The sequence below is a fragment of the Bacillus sp. FSL M7-0558 genome (genome assembly GCF_038003245.1).
Classification (GTDB): domain Bacteria; phylum Bacillota; class Bacilli; order Bacillales; family Bacillaceae; genus Bacillus; species Bacillus pumilus.
Window position 1 is genome coordinate 1,578,396 of sequence record NZ_JBBOOU010000001.1, and the last position, 19,321, is coordinate 1,597,716.

The 19,321-nt window shown below is 40.7% G+C and carries 19 protein-coding genes; all 19 read left to right on the forward strand.

The genetic code is table 11. The annotated features are described in order from the left end of the window. Window positions 1–13: 13 nt before the first annotated feature. The 19 genes from MHB79_RS07860 to fliJ all read left to right on the forward strand — a co-directional run bounded on the left by MHB79_RS07860 (window position 14) and on the right by fliJ (window position 19,314). Window positions 14–1,750 (forward strand): glycosyltransferase, encoded by a 1,737-nt coding sequence (locus MHB79_RS07860; protein WP_253622621.1) that lies wholly within the window; start codon window positions 14–16, stop codon window positions 1,748–1,750. After that, window positions 1,747–2,022 carry a FlhB-like flagellar biosynthesis protein gene (locus tag MHB79_RS07865; protein WP_340989446.1) on the forward strand — a complete coding sequence of 92 codons (276 nt, stop codon included), beginning with the start codon at window positions 1,747–1,749 and terminating at the stop codon, window positions 2,020–2,022. Before MHB79_RS07860 ends, MHB79_RS07865 begins: the two co-directional genes overlap by 4 nt. 176 nt (window positions 2,023–2,198) lie before the next feature. After that, window positions 2,199–3,359, forward strand: a complete 1,161-nt coding sequence (sucC, locus tag MHB79_RS07870; RefSeq protein WP_003211841.1) for an ADP-forming succinate--CoA ligase subunit beta — start codon at window positions 2,199–2,201, stop codon at window positions 3,357–3,359. 22 nt (window positions 3,360–3,381) lie between these two features. Then, window positions 3,382–4,284 (forward strand): succinate--CoA ligase subunit alpha, encoded by a 903-nt coding sequence (gene sucD / locus MHB79_RS07875; RefSeq protein ID WP_003212080.1) that lies wholly within the window; start codon window positions 3,382–3,384, stop codon window positions 4,282–4,284. A 63-nt stretch (window positions 4,285–4,347) separates the two neighbouring features. Next, window positions 4,348–5,250, forward strand: a complete 903-nt coding sequence (gene dprA / locus MHB79_RS07880; protein ID WP_050945050.1) for a DNA-processing protein DprA — start codon at window positions 4,348–4,350, stop codon at window positions 5,248–5,250. A 193-nt stretch (window positions 5,251–5,443) separates the two neighbouring features. Continuing rightward, complete coding sequence (topA, locus tag MHB79_RS07885; RefSeq protein WP_003212237.1) at window positions 5,444–7,519, forward strand: type I DNA topoisomerase; 2,076 nt, start codon at window positions 5,444–5,446, stop codon at window positions 7,517–7,519. A 70-nt stretch (window positions 7,520–7,589) separates the two neighbouring features. Further along, the gene (gene trmFO / locus MHB79_RS07890) at window positions 7,590–8,894 is read left to right on the forward strand and encodes an FADH(2)-oxidizing methylenetetrahydrofolate--tRNA-(uracil(54)-C(5))-methyltransferase TrmFO (RefSeq protein ID WP_003212444.1); all 1,305 of its coding nucleotides are present in this window, start codon (window positions 7,590–7,592) and stop codon (window positions 8,892–8,894) included. A gap of 62 nt (window positions 8,895–8,956) precedes the next feature. Beyond that, a complete protein-coding gene (xerC, locus tag MHB79_RS07895) occupies window positions 8,957–9,874 on the forward strand; it encodes a tyrosine recombinase XerC (protein ID WP_003211704.1) in 918 nt (305 codons plus the stop codon). 14 nt (window positions 9,875–9,888) lie between these two features. Beyond that, a complete protein-coding gene (hslV, locus tag MHB79_RS07900; protein ID WP_003211247.1) occupies window positions 9,889–10,434 on the forward strand; it encodes an ATP-dependent protease subunit HslV in 546 nt (181 codons plus the stop codon). A gap of 16 nt (window positions 10,435–10,450) precedes the next feature. Further along, a complete protein-coding gene (gene hslU, locus MHB79_RS07905; RefSeq protein WP_003211907.1) occupies window positions 10,451–11,851 on the forward strand; it encodes an HslU--HslV peptidase ATPase subunit in 1,401 nt (466 codons plus the stop codon). Window positions 11,852–11,885: 34 nt separating this feature from the next. Beyond that, window positions 11,886–12,665 carry a GTP-sensing pleiotropic transcriptional regulator CodY gene (codY, locus tag MHB79_RS07910; RefSeq protein ID WP_003210838.1) on the forward strand — a complete coding sequence of 260 codons (780 nt, stop codon included), beginning with the start codon at window positions 11,886–11,888 and terminating at the stop codon, window positions 12,663–12,665. Between the two features lie 286 nt (window positions 12,666–12,951). Then, a complete protein-coding gene (gene flgB, locus MHB79_RS07915; protein WP_012009952.1) occupies window positions 12,952–13,341 on the forward strand; it encodes a flagellar basal body rod protein FlgB in 390 nt (129 codons plus the stop codon). After that, window positions 13,341–13,793: a flagellar basal body rod protein FlgC gene (gene flgC, locus MHB79_RS07920; protein ID WP_012009953.1), complete on the forward strand. Its 453-nt coding sequence runs from the start codon at window positions 13,341–13,343 to the stop codon at window positions 13,791–13,793. The genes flgB and flgC overlap by 1 nt, the downstream gene beginning before the upstream one ends. A gap of 11 nt (window positions 13,794–13,804) precedes the next feature. Then, window positions 13,805–14,122 carry a flagellar hook-basal body complex protein FliE gene (fliE, locus tag MHB79_RS07925; protein ID WP_003212183.1) on the forward strand — a complete coding sequence of 106 codons (318 nt, stop codon included), beginning with the start codon at window positions 13,805–13,807 and terminating at the stop codon, window positions 14,120–14,122. 49 nt (window positions 14,123–14,171) lie between these two features. Beyond that, complete coding sequence (fliF, locus tag MHB79_RS07930) at window positions 14,172–15,764, forward strand: flagellar basal-body MS-ring/collar protein FliF (protein ID WP_034619909.1); 1,593 nt, start codon at window positions 14,172–14,174, stop codon at window positions 15,762–15,764. A gap of 11 nt (window positions 15,765–15,775) precedes the next feature. Then, window positions 15,776–16,792: a flagellar motor switch protein FliG gene (fliG, locus tag MHB79_RS07935; RefSeq protein WP_003210883.1), complete on the forward strand. Its 1,017-nt coding sequence runs from the start codon at window positions 15,776–15,778 to the stop codon at window positions 16,790–16,792. Continuing rightward, window positions 16,785–17,549 (forward strand): flagellar assembly protein FliH, encoded by a 765-nt coding sequence (gene fliH, locus MHB79_RS07940; protein WP_003212485.1) that lies wholly within the window; start codon window positions 16,785–16,787, stop codon window positions 17,547–17,549. The genes fliG and fliH overlap by 8 nt, the downstream gene beginning before the upstream one ends. Beyond that, window positions 17,546–18,862, forward strand: a complete 1,317-nt coding sequence (gene fliI, locus MHB79_RS07945) for a flagellar protein export ATPase FliI (RefSeq protein WP_340989447.1) — start codon at window positions 17,546–17,548, stop codon at window positions 18,860–18,862. Before fliH ends, fliI begins: the two co-directional genes overlap by 4 nt. Before the next feature lie 8 nt (window positions 18,863–18,870). Then, window positions 18,871–19,314, forward strand: coding sequence for a flagellar export protein FliJ (gene fliJ / locus MHB79_RS07950; RefSeq protein WP_034620036.1), 444 nt, complete (start codon window positions 18,871–18,873; stop codon window positions 19,312–19,314). The last annotated feature ends 7 nt before the right edge of the window (window positions 19,315–19,321 follow it).

A 19,321-nucleotide genomic window follows, 5' to 3' on the forward strand; every position in this document is an offset into this window, starting at 1 on the left:
GAGGCTGCCTGTGATGACAAGAGTTGAGGACATACATACAGCACTGAATAGCCGGTTAAGTGCGGCAGAATCTGTGCCATTAAACACCGAAGGAAAGGAAAATGTGCATCGGCTGATTCTCGGTAAAGTACTGAAAATGCTTGGAGATGATACAGCCCTTGTTCAAATAGGCTCAACAAAAATAAAAGCACAGCTAGCGGCTCAGCTCAAAGCAGACGCATTTTATTGGTTTCAATTTGAACAAGAGGGTGGAGACAGCCTCAATAAACTAAGGCCAGTCCAGCAATTTGATCAAGATCCTAAGACATTAAAGGATGCCGCTGCCAAACTATTAGAAGGTCTCTCTCTGAAAAGCGGACTTGAAAACATTCTAACAGCCACAGCTTTTTTAAAAGAAAAATCGGTTATCAACGAAACAGAGTTAAAAACGGCAGTGAAGTGGATCGAACAGCTTCAAGGAGCTGATGTGAAAAAAGGTCTCCAGGCACTTCTATTTGCTTTAAAGAAAGACTTGCCGATCCAGGAAGGAGTGCTTCAATCCATTTTAGCTGTGAAATCATCCTCTGCTCTTCATCAGGATATGACAGCGCTGCTAGAACGCTTAACACAGCTCCCGAAGCACTCAGACGCCACACAGGCGCTTACACAAGCCGTTCGATCAGTCATAGATGCTGAGACGTCTGTCCATGCAGAAAAGCTCTTATCGGTCCTTCTAGCAGCGAGAGAAGGGGCGACGAAGCAAGGAGGAAGTCTACCTGTAACGCCTCAGCCCAATCTGACTCAACCAAAAGAAAATAGCCAAACTCCAATCGCTCAAGAGCGTCAGACGACCCAAGTTCTTCAATCTAACGTGCAGCAGTCAACAAGTCCAAAAGAGCTGCACATCCCGCCTCAGCAAATTGAGCGGATACTTACAAGTTTAATAAAACAAGGCGCAGATGGGCAGCAAGAGCCTAGCTTAAAACAGCTCACGTCATTGCTGCAAGGGCTCCAGCAGGCTGGATCTCAGCCTGACGCAAAAGCATCTGTGCTTCAAAAAGAATTTCCATTCCTGTCAAAAATAGAGGCAAAAGCATTGGCTCAGGTGGTGCAGCAGACGGAACCCGCATTAAGCAATAAAACCGATGTGCTCGATTTACTCATGACGATGAAAAAGGCAATAGGTGTACGTGACGAAATCGGTATGCTGAAACTACTCGAAAAAGGCAACCAGGATGTAAAAAATCAGGAGCTTCACCAATTAAAGCTCGTCTTAAATGATGTGAGACAGTCTGATTTACCAGAGCCCGTAAAAAAAGAAGTCGATCAATTGTTTCATAGATTGAACGGGCAGTTATTTGTGCAGCAGGAGAACCAAACCATCAGCCAAATGATGGTCTCTTATCCGCTCTTTTCAAAACATAGTGTTCAAGATTTAACCTTTATTCTAAAAGGACATAAGAAAAAAGATGGCTCTATTGACATTTCTCAGTGTCGCCTTATGTTTTACTTAAACATGGAAAACCTCGAAGAAACATTAATCGACTGTACGATTCAGCAAAAGGTCATGTCAATTACAGTTGAAACCGGTCATGAACTTCAAGGAGCCATTAATCCAATGATTCCAGCAGTTCGGGAGAATTTAAATGCCTTAGGATACAGCCTTACGGGAATTACAGCAAAGAAGAGACAAGAGCCAGTAGATCCGTCTCACTTTCTAGATGAACACTTTCATAAAATCAGCGAGAAAGGGCTGGACTTACGAGTATGAAGGATTCAAAACCGCTTAGAAGGGTGGTCGCTCTACATTATGATGAAGAAAAACAAAAGGCGCCAAAAGTCGTTGCAACAGGGAGCGGCTATGTAGCAGACCATATCATTGAAGAAGCAAAAAAGTCGGGAGTTCCTATCCAAGAAGACCGTAATTTAGTTGAACTCATGCGCCACTTAACGCTGGATGAGGAGATCCCTGAAGCGTTATACGATACTGTAGCAGAAATATTTTCGTTTATCTATAGGTTAGATCAAAAAATGAAAAAATAAGGTAAAATAAGTGTTTTGAATGAAAAATTTATATTTTTAATAAAATAAAAGTTTGAATGTTTAGAAGGATTTTACGATTTTACATAGAACCCTAGACATTCTCTTTTTTATTCTTTAAAATGAAAGCGCAGTCTATTTTATAATTTTTGTTTCTACATATGTTGGGAGGATGGGAAATGAATATCCATGAGTACCAAGGAAAAGAAATCCTAAGAAAATATGGGGTTTCAGTTCCAAATGGTAAAGTAGCATTTACACCTGATGAAGCAGTGAAAGCATCAGAAGAGCTAGAAAGCTCTGTATATGTCGTAAAAGCACAGATTCATGCAGGCGGCCGTGGTAAAGCAGGCGGGGTAAAAATTGCAAAAACAAAAGATGAAGTGAAAGGGTTTGCAGAGGAATTGCTCGGCAAAACACTTGTCACACATCAAACTGGGCCTGAGGGGCGCGAAATAAAACGCTTACTTATTGAAGAAGGCTGCGATATTCAAAAGGAGTACTACGTTGGACTTGTTTTGGACAGAGCGACATCAAGAATTGTATTGATGGCTTCTGAAGAAGGTGGTACTGAAATTGAAGAAGTAGCAGAAAAAACGCCAGAAAAAATCGTCAAAGTGGTCATCGACCCAGCGATTGGATTGCAAGGCTATCAGGCGAGAGAAGTAGCGTTTAAAATTAATATTCCAACAAAATTAGTTGGCCAAGCTGTTAAGTTTATGACAAGTCTTTACAATGCGTTCGTTGAAAAAGATTGTTCAATTGCTGAGATTAATCCACTTGTTGTAACAGGCGATGGAAAAGTCATGGCACTTGATGCGAAATTAAACTTTGATAGCAATGCCTTATATAGACAAAAAGATATATTAGAATACCGTGACCTTGATGAAGAGGATCCAAAAGAAATTGAAGCATCTAAATATGATCTAAGCTACATTTCTCTAGATGGAAATATTGGCTGTATGGTCAATGGTGCAGGTCTTGCGATGTCTACAATGGATATCATCAAGCATTACGGCGGGGACCCTGCAAACTTCCTGGATGTTGGCGGCGGTGCAACAGCTGAAAAAGTAACGGAAGCATTTAAAATCATCTTATCTGATCAAAATGTAAAAGGGATTTTCGTGAACATTTTTGGCGGCATCATGAAATGTGATGTCATTGCAGAAGGTGTCGTTGAAGCGACGAAACAAGTCGGCTTAACATTACCACTCGTTGTACGTCTTGAAGGAACAAACGTTGAATTAGGGAAGAAAATTCTGAGCGATTCAGGCTTAAATATCACTTCTGCTGAGTCTATGGCTGACGGGGCAGAAAAGATTGTATCTTTAGTCAAGTAGAGCAGAAAGGCAGGGAACCTAAATGAGTGTATTTATTAATAAAAATACGAGAGTAATTGTTCAGGGGATTACCGGTTCAACCGCATTGTTCCATACAAAACAAATGATTGAGTACGGAACAAATATTGTTGGCGGTGTCACACCTGGAAAAGGTGGAACTGAAGTAGAAGGAGTTCCTGTATTTAATACAGTATCTGAAGCTGTTCAAACAACTGGAGCAAATGCTTCTGTTATCTATGTACCAGCACCATTTGCAGCAGATGCCATTTTAGAGGCTGTTGATGCAGAAGTCGATCTAGTCATTTGTATTACAGAACATATTCCAGTACTTGACATGGTCAAAGTAAAACGGTATATGGAAGGGAAAAAGACAAGACTTGTTGGCCCTAACTGCCCAGGTGTCATTACACCTGAAGAATGTAAGATTGGGATCATGCCAGGCTACATTCATAAAAAAGGTCATGTGGGGGTTGTTTCTCGTTCTGGAACGCTTACATATGAAGCGGTACATCAGCTTTCAGAAGCTGGCGTTGGTCAATCGACAGCTGTAGGAATCGGCGGAGACCCTGTCAATGGGACAAACTTTATTGATGTATTAAAAGCATTCAATGAAGACCCTGATACACATGCTGTCATTATGATCGGTGAAATTGGCGGTACGGCTGAAGAAGAAGCAGCTGAATGGGTAAAAGCAAATATGACAAAGCCAGTTGTTGGCTTTATTGGCGGTAAAACGGCGCCTCCAGGAAAACGCATGGGACATGCTGGTGCCATTATTTCTGGTGGTAAAGGAACAGCTGATGAAAAAGTAAAAACAATGCGTGAATGTGGAATTGAAGTGGCAGAGACACCATCTGTCATGGGAGAAACTTTGATTAAAGTACTAAAAGAGAAGAATCTCTTTGAAGCTTGTAAAACGCATTAATGACACAAGAAGACTTGTTCTTTGACAAGTCTTCTTCTTTCTATCTTAAACAGGAGGAATGGTATGTACAACGTGTCCGAAAGAATGATTTTTCACCGCTTAAAAGGCCTCATCTCACCCTCATTGTTAACAAAATGGTGGAAAGTCGATCCTGAGCTATATATAAATGAAGAAACACATCATTTCAAACAGGATCGATCATTACAAACAATCGACTTTACCCGCTTAAAACAAGCCGAAGAAAAAGAATTCCCCATTTTTCAACACATCGTTCAAGCCTATTTAAAGCAAAACATTCACATGATTCCCATCACATCACCCTTATATCCCAGCACACTAAAACATATTTATGATCCTCCCCCTGTGTTATTCCTAAAAGGAAACATATCGTATTTAAATGAAGAAAAAAGTTTAGGTGTAGTAGGCACACGAGTTCCATCGTCTTATGGAGAAGCATGTGTGAAGAAAATTGTTGGTGAGCTTGTAAAGGAAGAGTGGACGATTGTCAGTGGCTTAGCAAAAGGCATTGATGGACTTGCACATAAAGAGTGCATTAGGAATAAAGGGAAAACGATCGGTATTATAGCAGGCGGATTTCAGCACTTATACCCAAAGGAACATGTGCAAATGGCTGAATACATGGGCGAGCATCATTTGCTTTTATCTGAGCATCCGCCTTACGTCAAACCAGAAAAGTGGCATTTCCCTTTGAGGAATCGTTTAATTAGTGCGCTCACAAGTGGAACCATCGTGATTCAGTGCAAAGAAAAGAGCGGTTCACTCATTACCGCCTATCAAGCACTTGAGCAAGGCAAAGAGGTATTTGCGGTTGCAGGATCAATCTTTGATCCTAATTCCACAGGTCCAGCCAGACTTATACAGCAGGGAGCAAAGCTTGTTCATTCAACGAAGGATATTTTAGAGGAATTCTCCTTCCGCAGCGTTCAATATACTGAACTCTCATAAAAATATCGTTTGACAAAAGACATAGGAATATTTAATAATAGTGAGGATTTAAGTTTACACTTTGTTTTTCGTGTTTATAATGATGTTCATCATAAAGAATTTTTCATGATTGCCTGTTAGATAGGTGCAATTAACATAAATATGAATTGTGAAATGTATAAAGAGAGAACACCTCTTAAGGGGGATTTTGAGTATGGCTGATTATTTAGTCATCGTTGAGTCGCCAGCCAAGGCGAAAACGATTGAGCGTTATTTAGGTAAAAAGTATAAAGTAAAGGCTTCAATGGGGCACATAAGAGATTTACCGAAAAGTCAGCTTGGTGTTGACACTGAGCATGACTTCGAACCGAGGTATATTACAATTCGCGGGAAAGGCCCCGTATTAAAAGAATTAAAAACAGCTGCGAAAAAAGTAAAGAAAGTCTATCTCGCAGCTGACCCCGATAGAGAGGGAGAAGCGATTGCTTGGCATTTAGCGCATAGCCTTGACCTTGACCTCTCTTCTGACTGCCGCGTTGTCTTTAACGAGATTACAAAAGATGCTATTAAAGATTCCTTTAAGCATCCACGTATGATCAATATGGATTTAGTTGATGCACAGCAGGCAAGACGGATCTTAGATCGTCTCGTTGGGTATAAAATTAGTCCGATTTTATGGAAGAAAGTGAAAAAGGGCTTAAGTGCTGGTCGTGTTCAATCAGTTGCACTCCGCCTGATTATTGATCGCGAGAATGAAATTAATGAATTTAAACCAGAAGAATACTGGACAATTGACGGTACATTCCTAAAAGGAAAAGAAAGCTTCGAAGCGAGCTTCTTTGGCGTCAATGGCAAAAAGCATCCACTGAAAACAAAAGAAGATGTAAAAGAAATCCTTTCGAAACTAAAAGGGAGCAAATTCTCTGTAGAGAAAGTGACGAAAAAAGAGCGTAAACGCAACCCAGCTGTTCCGTTTACAACATCTACTTTACAGCAGGAAGCTGCGAGAAAATTAAACTTCCGTGCGAAAAAGACGATGATGATTGCACAGCAATTATATGAAGGAATTGATCTTGGTAAAGAAGGTACAGTCGGACTCATTACATACATGAGAACGGACTCAACACGTATTTCCAATACGGCGATTGAAGAAGTATCTGCTTTCATTGATCAGACGTACGGTAAGAATTTCTTAAATACAACAAAACGAACCGCTAAAAAGAATGAAAATGCACAAGATGCTCACGAAGCCATCAGACCGACATCTACGCTAAGAAAACCAGCAGATGTCAAACATGTTTTAAGCCGAGATCAACTTCGTCTGTATAAATTGATTTGGGAACGATTCGTCGCAAGCCAAATGGCGCCGGCTGTTCTTGATACAATGAGTGTGGACCTTGATAATAACGGGCTTACATTCCGTGCTAACGGAAGCAAAGTGAAATTCCCTGGATTCATGAAGGTATATGTAGAAGGGAAAGACGACCAGCTAGAAGAAAAGGACAAAATGCTGCCTGATCTTAAAGAAGGTGATACGGTTCTTTCAAAAGATATCGAACCTGAACAGCACTTCACGCAGCCGCCTCCGCGCTACACTGAGGCAAGACTTGTCAAAACGCTTGAAGAGCTAGGTATAGGCCGTCCGTCTACGTATGCACCAACATTAGATACGATTCAAAAGCGCGGCTATGTCGCACTTGATAATAAACGGTTTATCCCAACAGAGCTTGGGGAAATTGTTCTCAACTTAATCATTGAATTCTTCCCTGAAATCATTAACGTGGAATTCACAGCGAAAATGGAAAAAGAACTTGATAGCGTTGAAGAAGGTACGATCGAATGGGTTCGTATTATCGACAGCTTCTATCAAGACTTTGCAAAACGGGTCGAAAAAGCGGAAGCAGAAATGCAAGAAGTTGAGATTGAGCCTGAATACGCCGGAGTTGACTGTGAAGAGTGTGGACATCCGATGGTGTACAAAATGGGTCGATACGGTAAGTTCATGGCTTGCTCTAACTTTCCTGACTGCCGTAACACAAAACCAATTGTGAAAGATATTGGTGTGAAATGCCCGACATGTCATGAAGGAAACATTGTTGAACGAAAATCTAAGAAGCGCCGCATTTTTTATGGCTGTGATCGTTTTCCAGAGTGTGAATTCGTCTCTTGGGACAAACCGATTGAAAGAAAGTGTCCAAAATGCGAAAATATGCTTGTAGAGAAAAAGCTGAAAAAAGGCATGCAAGTTCAATGTGTGAACTGTGATTATAAAGAGGAACAACAAAAATAGCGGTGAGCAGCCTTGTTCACCTGCTTTTTTATGTCATCAAACAGAACTTACGAAATAGGAGAGTTGTACAATGAGTCAATTTGTAAATGTGATCGGAGCAGGTTTAGCTGGAAGTGAAGCGGCATGGCAAATTGCTAAACGCGGAATTAAAGTCAACTTGTATGAAATGAGACCTGTCAAACAAACGCCAGCTCACCACACAGATAAATTTGCAGAGCTTGTATGCAGCAATTCACTGCGTGCCAACGCTTTGACAAATGCGGTCGGTGTATTAAAGGAAGAAATGCGTCATTTAGATTCAGCGATTATCGCAGCTGCAGATGAAAGCTCAGTTCCTGCTGGCGGAGCGCTTGCAGTAGATCGTCATGAATTTGCAGCAAACGTTACTGATCGCGTAAAAAATCACCCGAATGTGACAGTTTTTCAAGAAGAAGTGCAAAGCATTCCAGAAGGTCCAACAATTATTGCGACAGGCCCACTTACATCTGAAGCACTTTCAAAAGAATTAAAATCGTTAACTGGTGAAGAATATCTGTACTTCTACGATGCAGCGGCTCCTATCCTAGAGAAAGATAGCATTGATATGGATAAGGTGTACTTGAAATCACGTTATGACAAAGGAGAAGCTGCTTATTTAAACTGTCCAATGACAGAAGAAGAATTCGATCGTTTTTACGACGCGCTTATTTCTGCTGAAACTGTGCCATTAAAAGAGTTCGAAAAAGAAATCTTCTTTGAAGGCTGTATGCCAATTGAAGTCATGGCGAAAAGAGGAAAGAAAACGATGTTGTTTGGTCCGATGAAGCCAGTAGGACTTGAAGATCCGAAAACAGGAAAAAGACCTTATGCTGTTGTTCAATTAAGACAAGATGATGCAGCAGGCACTTTATATAACATCGTCGGCTTCCAGACACATCTGAAGTGGGGCGACCAAAAAGAAGTATTCCGCTTGATTCCAGGTCTTGAAGAAGCAGAGATTGTTCGTTATGGCGTGATGCACCGCAATACATTCATTAACTCACCAAGTCTTTTAAAACCAACGTATCAGTTTAAAAATAGAGAAGATCTATTCTTTGCCGGACAAATGACAGGCGTTGAAGGCTATGTCGAGTCCGCAGCTTCCGGACTAGTGGCTGGAATTAACGCCGCTCGTTTTGTCAAAGGAGAAGAGCTTGTGACACTTCCGGAGGAAACAGCGATCGGCAGCATGGCTTATTACATCACATCGACAAACAAGAAAAGCTTCCAGCCAATGAATGCGAATTTTGGTTTGTTGAAAGATCTTGGTGTTCGCATTAAAAACAAACAAGAGCGTTATGCGGAGTACGCTAAGCGCGCAATCGAAACTATTCAAACTATTTCGAAATCTCTGTAGTAAATCATTGCACGGAAAGCAAGATATGTGATACCATTTAAAAGCCTTAAAGAGGTGTAAAAATGACGAATAAACAGCGTCTTGTCCACTTATTCATTGAATATCTGCAAATTGAAAAAAACTATTCTGCTTTAACCATCTCAGGATATACAGAAGCGATTGAAGAGTTTGTCAGATTTATGAACGTTCAAGGAATAGACGGTTTTGAAGAGGTATCCTATCAAGATACGAGAATTTATTTAACAGAAGCTTATGAAAAAGGCCTGACAAGAAGAACGATTAGTAAGAAAGTCTCTGCGCTTCGCAGCTTTTATAAATTTCTATTAAGAGAACAGCTTGTGAAAGAAAATCCTTTTTTACTCGTTAGCTTACCAAAGCAGGATAAGCGAATTCCTTCATTTTTGTATGAAGAGGAACTAAAAGAGCTTTTTACAGTTTCTGATGTCAGCACACCGCTTGGGCAAAGAAACCAAGCGATTTTAGAACTTCTTTATGCAACAGGTATGAGGGTCAGTGAGTTATGTTCATTAAAAGAATCTGATCTTGATTTATCGATGGATACAGTGCTTGTTCATGGAAAAGGCAGCAAGCAGCGGTATGTTCCTTTTGGTTCATATGCTCATGAAGCGCTCATCACTTATTTAGAGGATGGAAGGCTAAAGCTGAAAGCGAAGGGGAATGATCGTGCTGATGCATATGTGTTTTTGAATCAGCGCGGGGCGCCTCTTACAGACAGAGGCGTTCGATTCATTCTCACTGAACTAATGAAAAAGGCATCAGGCACATTACATATCCATCCTCACATGTTAAGGCACACCTTTGCCACACACCTCTTAAATGAGGGGGCAGATTTGAGAAGTGTTCAAGAACTTCTTGGTCATTCGAATTTATCATCAACTCAGGTGTACACGCATGTATCAAAAGATTCTTTAAGGAAAACGTACATGTCTCATCACCCAAGGGCTTTTAAACGATCCTAAAAGGAGGTTTTTTCATGTCATCATTTCATGCAACAACCATCTTTGCCGTTCAACACAAAGGAAAAAGTGCGATGGCTGGAGACGGTCAAGTCACTTTCGGGCAGGCTGTCGTGATGAAACACACAGCAAAAAAAGTGCGCCGTCTTTTCGGAGGCAAGGTGCTTGCAGGTTTTGCAGGTTCAGTAGCAGATGCATTTACACTCTTTGAAAAGTTTGAAACGAAGCTTGAAGAATATGGTGGTAACTTAAAGCGGGCAGCCGTAGAACTAGCAAAAGAATGGCGTAGTGACAAGATGCTTAGACAGCTTGAGGCCATGCTGATCGTTATGAACAAAGACAGCATCCTGCTTGTCTCTGGGACAGGAGAGGTCATCGAACCAGATGACGGTATTTTGGCCATCGGCTCAGGCGGCAATTATGCGCTTAGCGCCGGGAGAGCACTCAAAACACATGCAGGTGATCATCTCACAGCAAGAGATATTGCAAAGGCAGCTCTTGAAACCGCTGGAGAAATCTGTGTCTACACGAACGATCAAATCACTTTAGAAGAGCTTGAATAGAAAGGACATGAGACGTATGGAGAAAAAGCCGTTCACCCCAAGAGAGATAGTTGAAAAGCTTGATCAATACATTATTGGTCAGCTTGATGCGAAAAAAGCAGTGGCGGTGGCTTTAAGAAACCGTTACAGAAGAAGCCTTTTACATGATAAGCTAAAGGATGAAGTCGTTCCGAAAAACATTTTAATGATCGGCCCAACAGGTGTGGGGAAAACAGAGATTGCCCGCAGAATTGCAAAAATTTCTGGTGCGCCTTTTATTAAAGTGGAAGCGACGAAGTTTACTGAAGTTGGTTACGTCGGCCGTGATGTAGAATCGATGGTCAGAGATCTAGTTGAGACAGCGATCCGAATTGTCAAAGAAGAAAAGATGAAAGACGTTCAAGAAGAAGCAGAAAAACAAGCAAATAAACGTCTTGTTCATTTACTTGTTCCTGGCAAGAAAAAAAGCCAGTCTGTGAAAAATCCTTTTGAGATGCTGTTTGGTGGTTCTGATGAAGATGACCGTGATCGAGATCAATCAAGTGAAGAAGTTGAACTTGAATCGACAAGAAAGCGAATCGCTCATCAACTGGCTATGGGCGAACTTGAAGATCATTACGTCACGATCGAAGTCGAAGAGCAGCAGCCATCCATGTTTGATATGCTTCAGGGCTCGGGTATGGAGCAAATGGGCATGAACATGCAGGATGCGCTCGGCAATCTCATGCCTAAAAAGAAAAAACGCAGAAAGCTGACCGTCAGAGAAGCAAGAAAGGCGTTAACAGCTGAGGAAGCTTCAAAACTGATTGACATGGATGAAGTCAGTCAAGAAGCTGTCTATAAAGCAGAGCAGCAAGGAATTATTTTTATCGACGAAATCGATAAAATCGCTAAAAGCGGTGGTGCATCATCTGCAGATGTTTCTCGTGAAGGGGTTCAACGTGATATTTTACCGATTGTAGAAGGTTCAACTGTGATGACGAAATATGGGGCAGTGAAAACAGACCATGTGCTTTTTGTAGCAGCAGGTGCATTTCATATGGCAAAACCATCAGATTTGATTCCAGAGCTTCAAGGGCGCTTCCCAATTCGTGTAGAATTAGATAAATTAAGTATCGAAGACTTTGTGAAAATCTTAACGGAACCAGATAATGCATTATTAAAGCAATATAAAGCTTTACTTGAAACAGAAGGTATATCTCTTGAATTTTCTGACGATGCTATTCATAAGATTGCCGAAGTGGCTTATCATGTCAATCAGGAGACAGATAACATCGGTGCAAGAAGGCTTCATACCATACTTGAAAAGCTGCTTGAAGAGCTTTCATTTGAGGCGCCTGATATTACACTAGGGACAGTGACCATTACCCCTCAGTATGTAGAAGAGAAGCTAGGAAAGATTGCGAATAACAAAGACTTAAGTCAATTTATACTTTAACAAATGAATAAAGTAATCTAGGAGGATCATTAATATGGCGTTACTACAAAAAACAAGGATTATTAACTCAATGCTGCAAGATGCAGCGGGGAAACCAGTTAATTTTAAGGAAATGGCAGAAACGTTGAGAGATGTCATTGATTCAAACATTTTCGTATTAAGCAGAAGAGGGAAGCTTCTAGGCTACTCGATCAACCAGCAGATTGAAAATCCGCGTATGAAGAAAATGCTTGAAGACCGTCAGTTCCCTGAAGAATATACAAAGAGTCTATTTAACATCCCTGAAACATCTTCAAATCTTGACATTAACAGTGAGTATACAGCTTTCCCGATTGAGAACCGTGATTTATTTGAATCAGGTTTGACAACCATTGTTCCAATTATCGGAGGAGGAGATCGTTTAGGGACGTTAATCCTGTCTCGTTTGCAAGATACATTCAAAGATGATGATTTAATTCTTGCTGAATACGGTGCAACAGTTGTTGGAATGGAGATCCTTCGTGAGAAATCAGAGGAAATCGAAGAAGAAGCAAGAAGTAAAGCTGTTGTCCAAATGGCGATTAGTTCTCTTTCATATAGTGAGCTTGAAGCCATTGAGCACATCTTTGAAGAACTTGATGGCAACGAAGGGCTTCTAGTGGCAAGTAAAATTGCTGACCGTGTAGGAATCACTCGTTCAGTGATCGTGAACGCCTTACGTAAGTTAGAAAGTGCAGGCGTCATCGAATCTCGTTCTCTTGGAATGAAGGGAACGTATATCAAAGTGTTAAACAACAAATTTTTAATTGAACTTGAAAATTTAAAATCTCATTAATCAAAAACCCTTTTCAGCAGAAATACAAGCTGAAAAGGGTTTTTTTTTATAAAAAAAGAGGATTTGTCCGAAAAATGACACTCTTTTTTCCAAGAAAACCCTTACAATTCTTAGTTCTTTGAATCTAGGTCTTTATACCTATTCGTAAAATAGATATATATTACGAGTTTTTTTTACATATACATCATAGACTTTAATCCTATTATTTCTTACAATGAACATATGGTTTTACAAATCTCGACATGATTAAATGGAATGAAATACATATGATTGGAGGTATATGGTTTTGGATATATTTTCTGGAACGATAAGCAACCTTGAGAATGCCTTGGGCAGAGCGAATGTTAAGCAAAAAGTCATAAGCAATAATATCGCGAATATAGACACACCGAACTACAAGTCGAAAAACGTCGCATTTCATGATATGCTAAACGATGCGTCGATCAAGTTAGATGCTAAAAAAACATACCAAGGTCACATTGATTTTTCTAAAACAGGGTCTAATTATTCAGTTGTTTCGAGCAACCGTACTTCATATCAAGAAAACGGAAATAATGTCGATATTGATCAAGAGATGAGTGAACTCGCTAAAAACCAAATTCAGTATAATGCGTTGGTTGAAAGAATGAGTGGAAAATTCAATTCTCTTAAAACAGTTTTGACAGGAGGTAAGTGATGTCAATTTTTTCAGGCGTTAACGCTTCGGCCTCTGCATTAACAGCACAGAGGCTCAGAATGGACGTTGTATCCTCTAACCTTGCAAATATGGATACAACAAGAGCGAAACAGGTTGATGGCAACTGGGAGCCTTATAGACGTAAGCTCGTCACATTACAGCCGTCAGGTGAATCGTTTTCATCTATATTAAACTCAAGCATGAATTCGAGCGGTAAATTAGGAAACGGCGTGAAAGCAACGAAGATTACAGAAGACGAAACTCCATTCAACCTTCAATATGATCCTACAAATCCCGATGCCAATGAAAATGGATATGTTCAAACACCTAATGTTGATCCATTAAAGGAAATGGTTGACCTCATCAGCAGCTCAAGGTCATATGAAGCAAACGTGACCGCGCTAAATGCGAATAAAAGCATGTTGATGAAAGCTTTAGAAATAGGAAAGTAAGGTGAAAAGAATTGGTTAACGCAATATCTCCTTTCCAGCTTCAAGCTGCTCAGCAAGCAAGTGAATTGACAAATGCATCGTCCGTTCATGCGGCTGCACCTAAAAGTCAAACGAATTTCTCTGATGTGCTGAAGAATTCCATTGAGGCATTAAATCAATCACAGCTTAAATCAGACCAGTATACAAATGCACTTGCACAAGGAAAAGATGTCAATCTCGATGAAGTCATGATTGCCTCGCAAAAAGCGAGTGTGACACTCACAGCTGCAACGGAGTTTCGAAATAAAGCGGTCGAAGCGTACCAAGAGATTATGAGAATGCAGATGTAGGAGGTGCTGACGGACAAAAAAAGACTGAATGGAATGACCGGGGGTTAAGATGAATCGTACTTTAATGCAATTAAGAACAAAAACAGTTGAGTTTTGGCGAAATCGATCAAAATTACAAAAAATACTTATGATTGGCGGCGTTGCTGCCCTAGCAATCATTATTACGGTTGTTAGCATCTTTGCTTCTTCTGAAAAAATGGTTCCATTGTTTAGAGATTTGTCTGAGGCAGAAGCTGGGCAAATCAAACAGGAACTAGATGGCAAAAACGTTAAATCGGAACTTGCGAATAATGGAACAACGATTCTCGTTCCAGAAAAGCAGGCCGACTCTTTAAAAGTAACACTCGCATCTGAGGGTCTCCCTAAGACAGGGAATATTGATTACTCCTTCTTTGCGAATAATTCCGGCTTCGGTTTAACAGATAATGAATTTGATGTTCTGAAAGTAGACGCAACACAGACAGAACTATCCAATCTAATCAACACGATTGATGGGATCAAAGATTCAAAAGTTATGATTAACCTGCCAAAAGATTCCGTTTTTGTTGGAGAAGAGCAAAGTAATGCATCAGCATCCATTGTGCTGCAAGTTGAACGTGGCTACACGCTCGCGCCGCAGCAAGTAAAAGGCCTTTATCATCTTATTTCAAAAAGTGTACCGAATTTAAAGACAGAAAACATTGTCATTATGGACCAAGATTCCAACTACTACGACTTAAACAGCAGTTCCGATTCCTATGCAAGTGGAATGGATGCACAGCAGCAGAAAAAAGAAGAAATCGAAAAGAACCTTCAAAGAAAAATTCAACAGCTGCTCGGAACAATGATGGGTCAAGAAAAAGTCGCTGTATCGGTCACAACAGACATTGATTTTACTGAAGAGAAAAGAAAAGAAGACCTTGTAGAACCAGTTGATAAAGAAAACATGCAAGGCATCGCTGTCAGCGCTGAAAAGATTGCTGAAACTTATTCAGGAAATGGTGCAGCAGCTGGTGGAACCGCTGGAACAGGCGACGATGATGTCACAAACTATCAAGGCGCCGATGGAGCGAACGGTAGCGGAGATTACGAAAAGAGCGAAGATCGTATCAACTATGAAGTCAACCGCATTCATAAAGATATCAAAGAGAGCCCTTATAAAATTAGAGATGTTGGCATTCAAGCACTGGTCGAACCACCAACTGCAAACGATGTGAACTCTTTAACAGCTGAAAGACAAGATGATATTAAAAAGATTCTTTCAACGATCATTAGCACGTCAATTGATAAAGAATACACAAATGGTCAAGCGCTCACTCAAGCGGACTTAGATAACAAAATTGTTTTATCTGTATCAAAATTAGACGGTAAACAGCAAACTGCAGCAGAAAACCCATCAAACAATATTCCAATTTGGGTTTATATTGTAGGCGGTGTGCTACTACTTGCAATTATCGCTCTCATTATTCTTCTTGTGCGTAAACGCAGAAAAGAAGAGGAAGAAGAGTTTGAGTTTGATGAACATACACCAATTCATGTTCCTGATATCGACACTGAACCAGAAACAGAAGAAATGGTGAGGAAAAATCAGCTTGAAAAAATGGCAAAAGATAAACCAGAAGACTTTGCTAAATTGCTACGCAGCTGGCTGTCCGAGGATTAGGAGGAATACACATGTCGAGAAAAGATTCAAATCGACTAACAGGCAGACAAAAAGCAGCAATCCTAATGATTTCCTTAGGGCTAGAGGTGTCAGCATCTGTATACAAACATCTGTCTGAAGACGAAATAGAAAAATTAACATTGGAAATTTCCAATGTGCGAAGTGTAGATACTGCTAAAAAAGATGAAATCATTGAAGAATTTCACAGCATCGCCATCGCGCAGGACTACATATCACAAGGCGGTCTTATGTACGCAAGACAAGTGCTTGAAAAAGCGCTTGGTGAGGACAAAGCGGATAGTATCTTAAACCGATTAACATCCTCACTTCAAGTGAAACCGTTTGATTTTGCTCGAAAGGCTGACCCAGAACAAATCTTAAACTTTATCCAGCATGAGCATCCACAAACCATTGCGCTCATCCTTTCCTACTTAGATCCAGTTCAAGCAGGGCAGATTTTATCTGAATTAGGTGAGGAAGTACAAACAGAGGTTGCGAGACGTATTGCTTTAATGGATCGCACATCTCCAGAGATCATCAATGAAGTGGAACGCATTCTTGAACAAAAACTTTCTTCAACCTTTACGCAAGACTATACGCAAACGGGCGGAGTCGAAGCGGTTGTAGAAGTACTAAATGGTGTAGACCGTGCGACCGAGAAGACCATTTTAGACACTCTTGAAATTCAAGATCCTGAGCTTGCTGATGAAATTAAGAAACGTATGTTTGTCTTTGAGGATATTGTCACTCTTGACAGCAGAGCGATTCAGCGCGTGATCAGAGATGTTGAAAATGATGACTTATTGCTTGCACTCAAAGTGGCAAGCGAAGAGGTCAAAGAAATTGTCTTCCGCAACATGTCACAGAGAATGGTCGAAACGTTCAAAGAAGAAATGGAGTTTATGGGACCTGTCCGGCTTAGAGATGTCGAGGAAGCACAAACCCGTATTGTCAGCATCGTAAGACGACTCGAGGAAGCTGGAGAAATCGTCATAGCTCGAGGCGGAGGAGACGATATCATTGTCTAGGATTATCAAACATGAAACATCTGTTATTCCTGAGCAAGGCCGGCAAACGATTCCTTTGCAGCAAGTGGAGTTCAAAAAAGAACATCATGAAGAAGAGCTTGTCAATGAAACAGAAGTGTCGCAGCTTGTACTAAGTGATGCTGAAGATCAAGCAAGCCGTATAGTAGAACAAGCAAATAGTGAGCTTGAAAAAACAATGGCTGAAATCAATCAGCGCCGCGCTGATTTTGAAGAAGAAAGAATGCAGCTTATTGAAGAAGCGAAACAAGCAGGTTACCAAGATGGCTTCCAAAAGGGTGAAGCAGATGCGATGAGTCAGTACCGATCAATTCTTGATCAAGCAAATGACATTGTCAGTCTTGCCAAGCAGGATTACGAAGAAAAAATTGAAAGCTCCGCAGAAAAAATTGTGGAACTGGCTTTTGAACTCGCCAAACGTGTTTGGTACTCGGCTGAGGACACGAAAGATCAATTTTTGGCTCTCGTGAAACAGGTCATTTCTGAAGTGAAAGAATATGACGATATTTCCATCTATGTTGACCCTGAACATTACGATCATGTGATGGAGTATAAAGACGAATTAATCAGAATCCTTCAAAAGGATACACACCTTGCCATTTACTCGGATGAAAAAGCGCCAAAAGGGACTTGTTACGTAGAAACAAGCTTTGGAAAAGTGGAAGCGAGTGTTGATACACAAATGAATCAGTTGAAAGAAAAGCTACTAGAAGTCATTGATTCAGGTGATCACAAATGAACATCGATGTGTTAAAAGAAACGATTGAAACCGCAGATCCTTATAAACGATTTGGTAAAGTCAATCGAGTTGTTGGACTGATGATTGAATCTAAGGGGCCGGAAAGTTCTATCGGAGACGTGTGTCTCATTCATAAAAAGGGGCGTAAGCACGATCCAATAAAAGCAGAGGTCGTAGGGTTTAGAGATGAAAATATTCTGCTCATGCCTTATGTAGAAGCATCCAATATTTCACCAGGAAGTCTAGTTGAAGCGACAGGTGAGTCGCTGAAGGTCAAAGTTGGGACTGGGTTAGTTGGCGAAGTTGTTGATGCCTTCGGTGAACCGCTGGACGGCAGTATGCTTCCAAAGGGACTTGCACCTGTTTCGACAGATCAGTCACCTCCAAACCCGATGGACAGGCCACCTATTCGTGAAAAAATGGGCGTTGGTGTCAGAGTGATCGACAGTCTGCTTACAGTCGGCACTGGTCAGAGGATCGGTATTTTTGCCGGAAGTGGTGTTGGAAAAAGTACCTTAATGGGGATGATTGCTAAGCAGACAGAAGCAGACCTCAATGTCATTGCCCTTGTTGGAGAGCGTGGCCGGGAAGTTCGTGAGTTTATTGAAAAGGATTTAGGTACCGAGGGACTAAAGCGATCGATTGTTGTCGTCGCAACTTCTGACCAGCCTGCACTGACGAGAATGAAGGCTGCTTATACAGCAACAGCTATTGCAGAATATTTTAGAGACAGAGGCAAAAACGTCATGTTCATGATGGACTCTGTTACACGGGTCGCTATGGCACAAAGGGAAATCGGTCTTGCAACTGGTGAACCGCCAACGACAAAAGGATATACGCCTTCGGTGTTCGCTATACTGCCAAAATTACTTGAACGAACTGGAACGAATCAGCTTGGTTCCATCACAGCGTTTTACACAGTGCTTGTTGATGGTGACGATATGAATGAGCCAATCGCTGATACAGTCAGGGGAATCTTAGATGGCCACATTGTACTTGATCGTGCTTTAGCCAACAAAGGACAATTTCCTGCTGTCAATATTCTGAAAAGTATCAGCCGTGTTATGAGCAATATCGCAAGTCATGATCACAAGGAGGCGGCCAACCGGTTCCGCCAGCTTTTATCCACTTATCAAAACGCTGAAGACCTCATTAACATTGGAGCATATAAAAAAGGCTCCTCGAAAGACATTGATGATGCCATGCAGGCTTATCCTCATCTGATTTCATTTTTGAAGCAGGATGTAGAAGAGGCTGTATCTATTGACGACAGTGTGAATGTATTGCTCGGTTTGATGAATAGAGAGGATTGACAAAAACAGTGAGATATCAATACAAATTTCAAAAGCTCTTAGAACTGAAAGAAAGTGAAAAAGACAAGTCACTCGCAGCGTACCAACAATCCGTTTCGGCATTTGAGCAAGTCGCTGAAAAGCTCTATGAAAATATGAGTAAAAAAGAATTAATGGAAAAAAGCAAAGAAGAAAAGCTGAGAAGTGGTATGAGTGTTCAAGAAATGCGTCATTATCAGCAATTTGTGACCAATTTAGATAACACCATTCAGCATTATCAGCAGCTTGTGATCATGAAACGCCATCAAATGAATGAAAAACAATCTGATTTAACTGAAAAAAACATCGAGTTTAAAAAGTTTGAAAAAATGAAAGAAAAGCAGTACGAAAAGTTTTCCCTTGAACATAAGGCCATTGAAATGAAAGAAATGGATGATATCTCTATCAGCCAATTCATGTTTCAAGGACATTAGGAGTCGA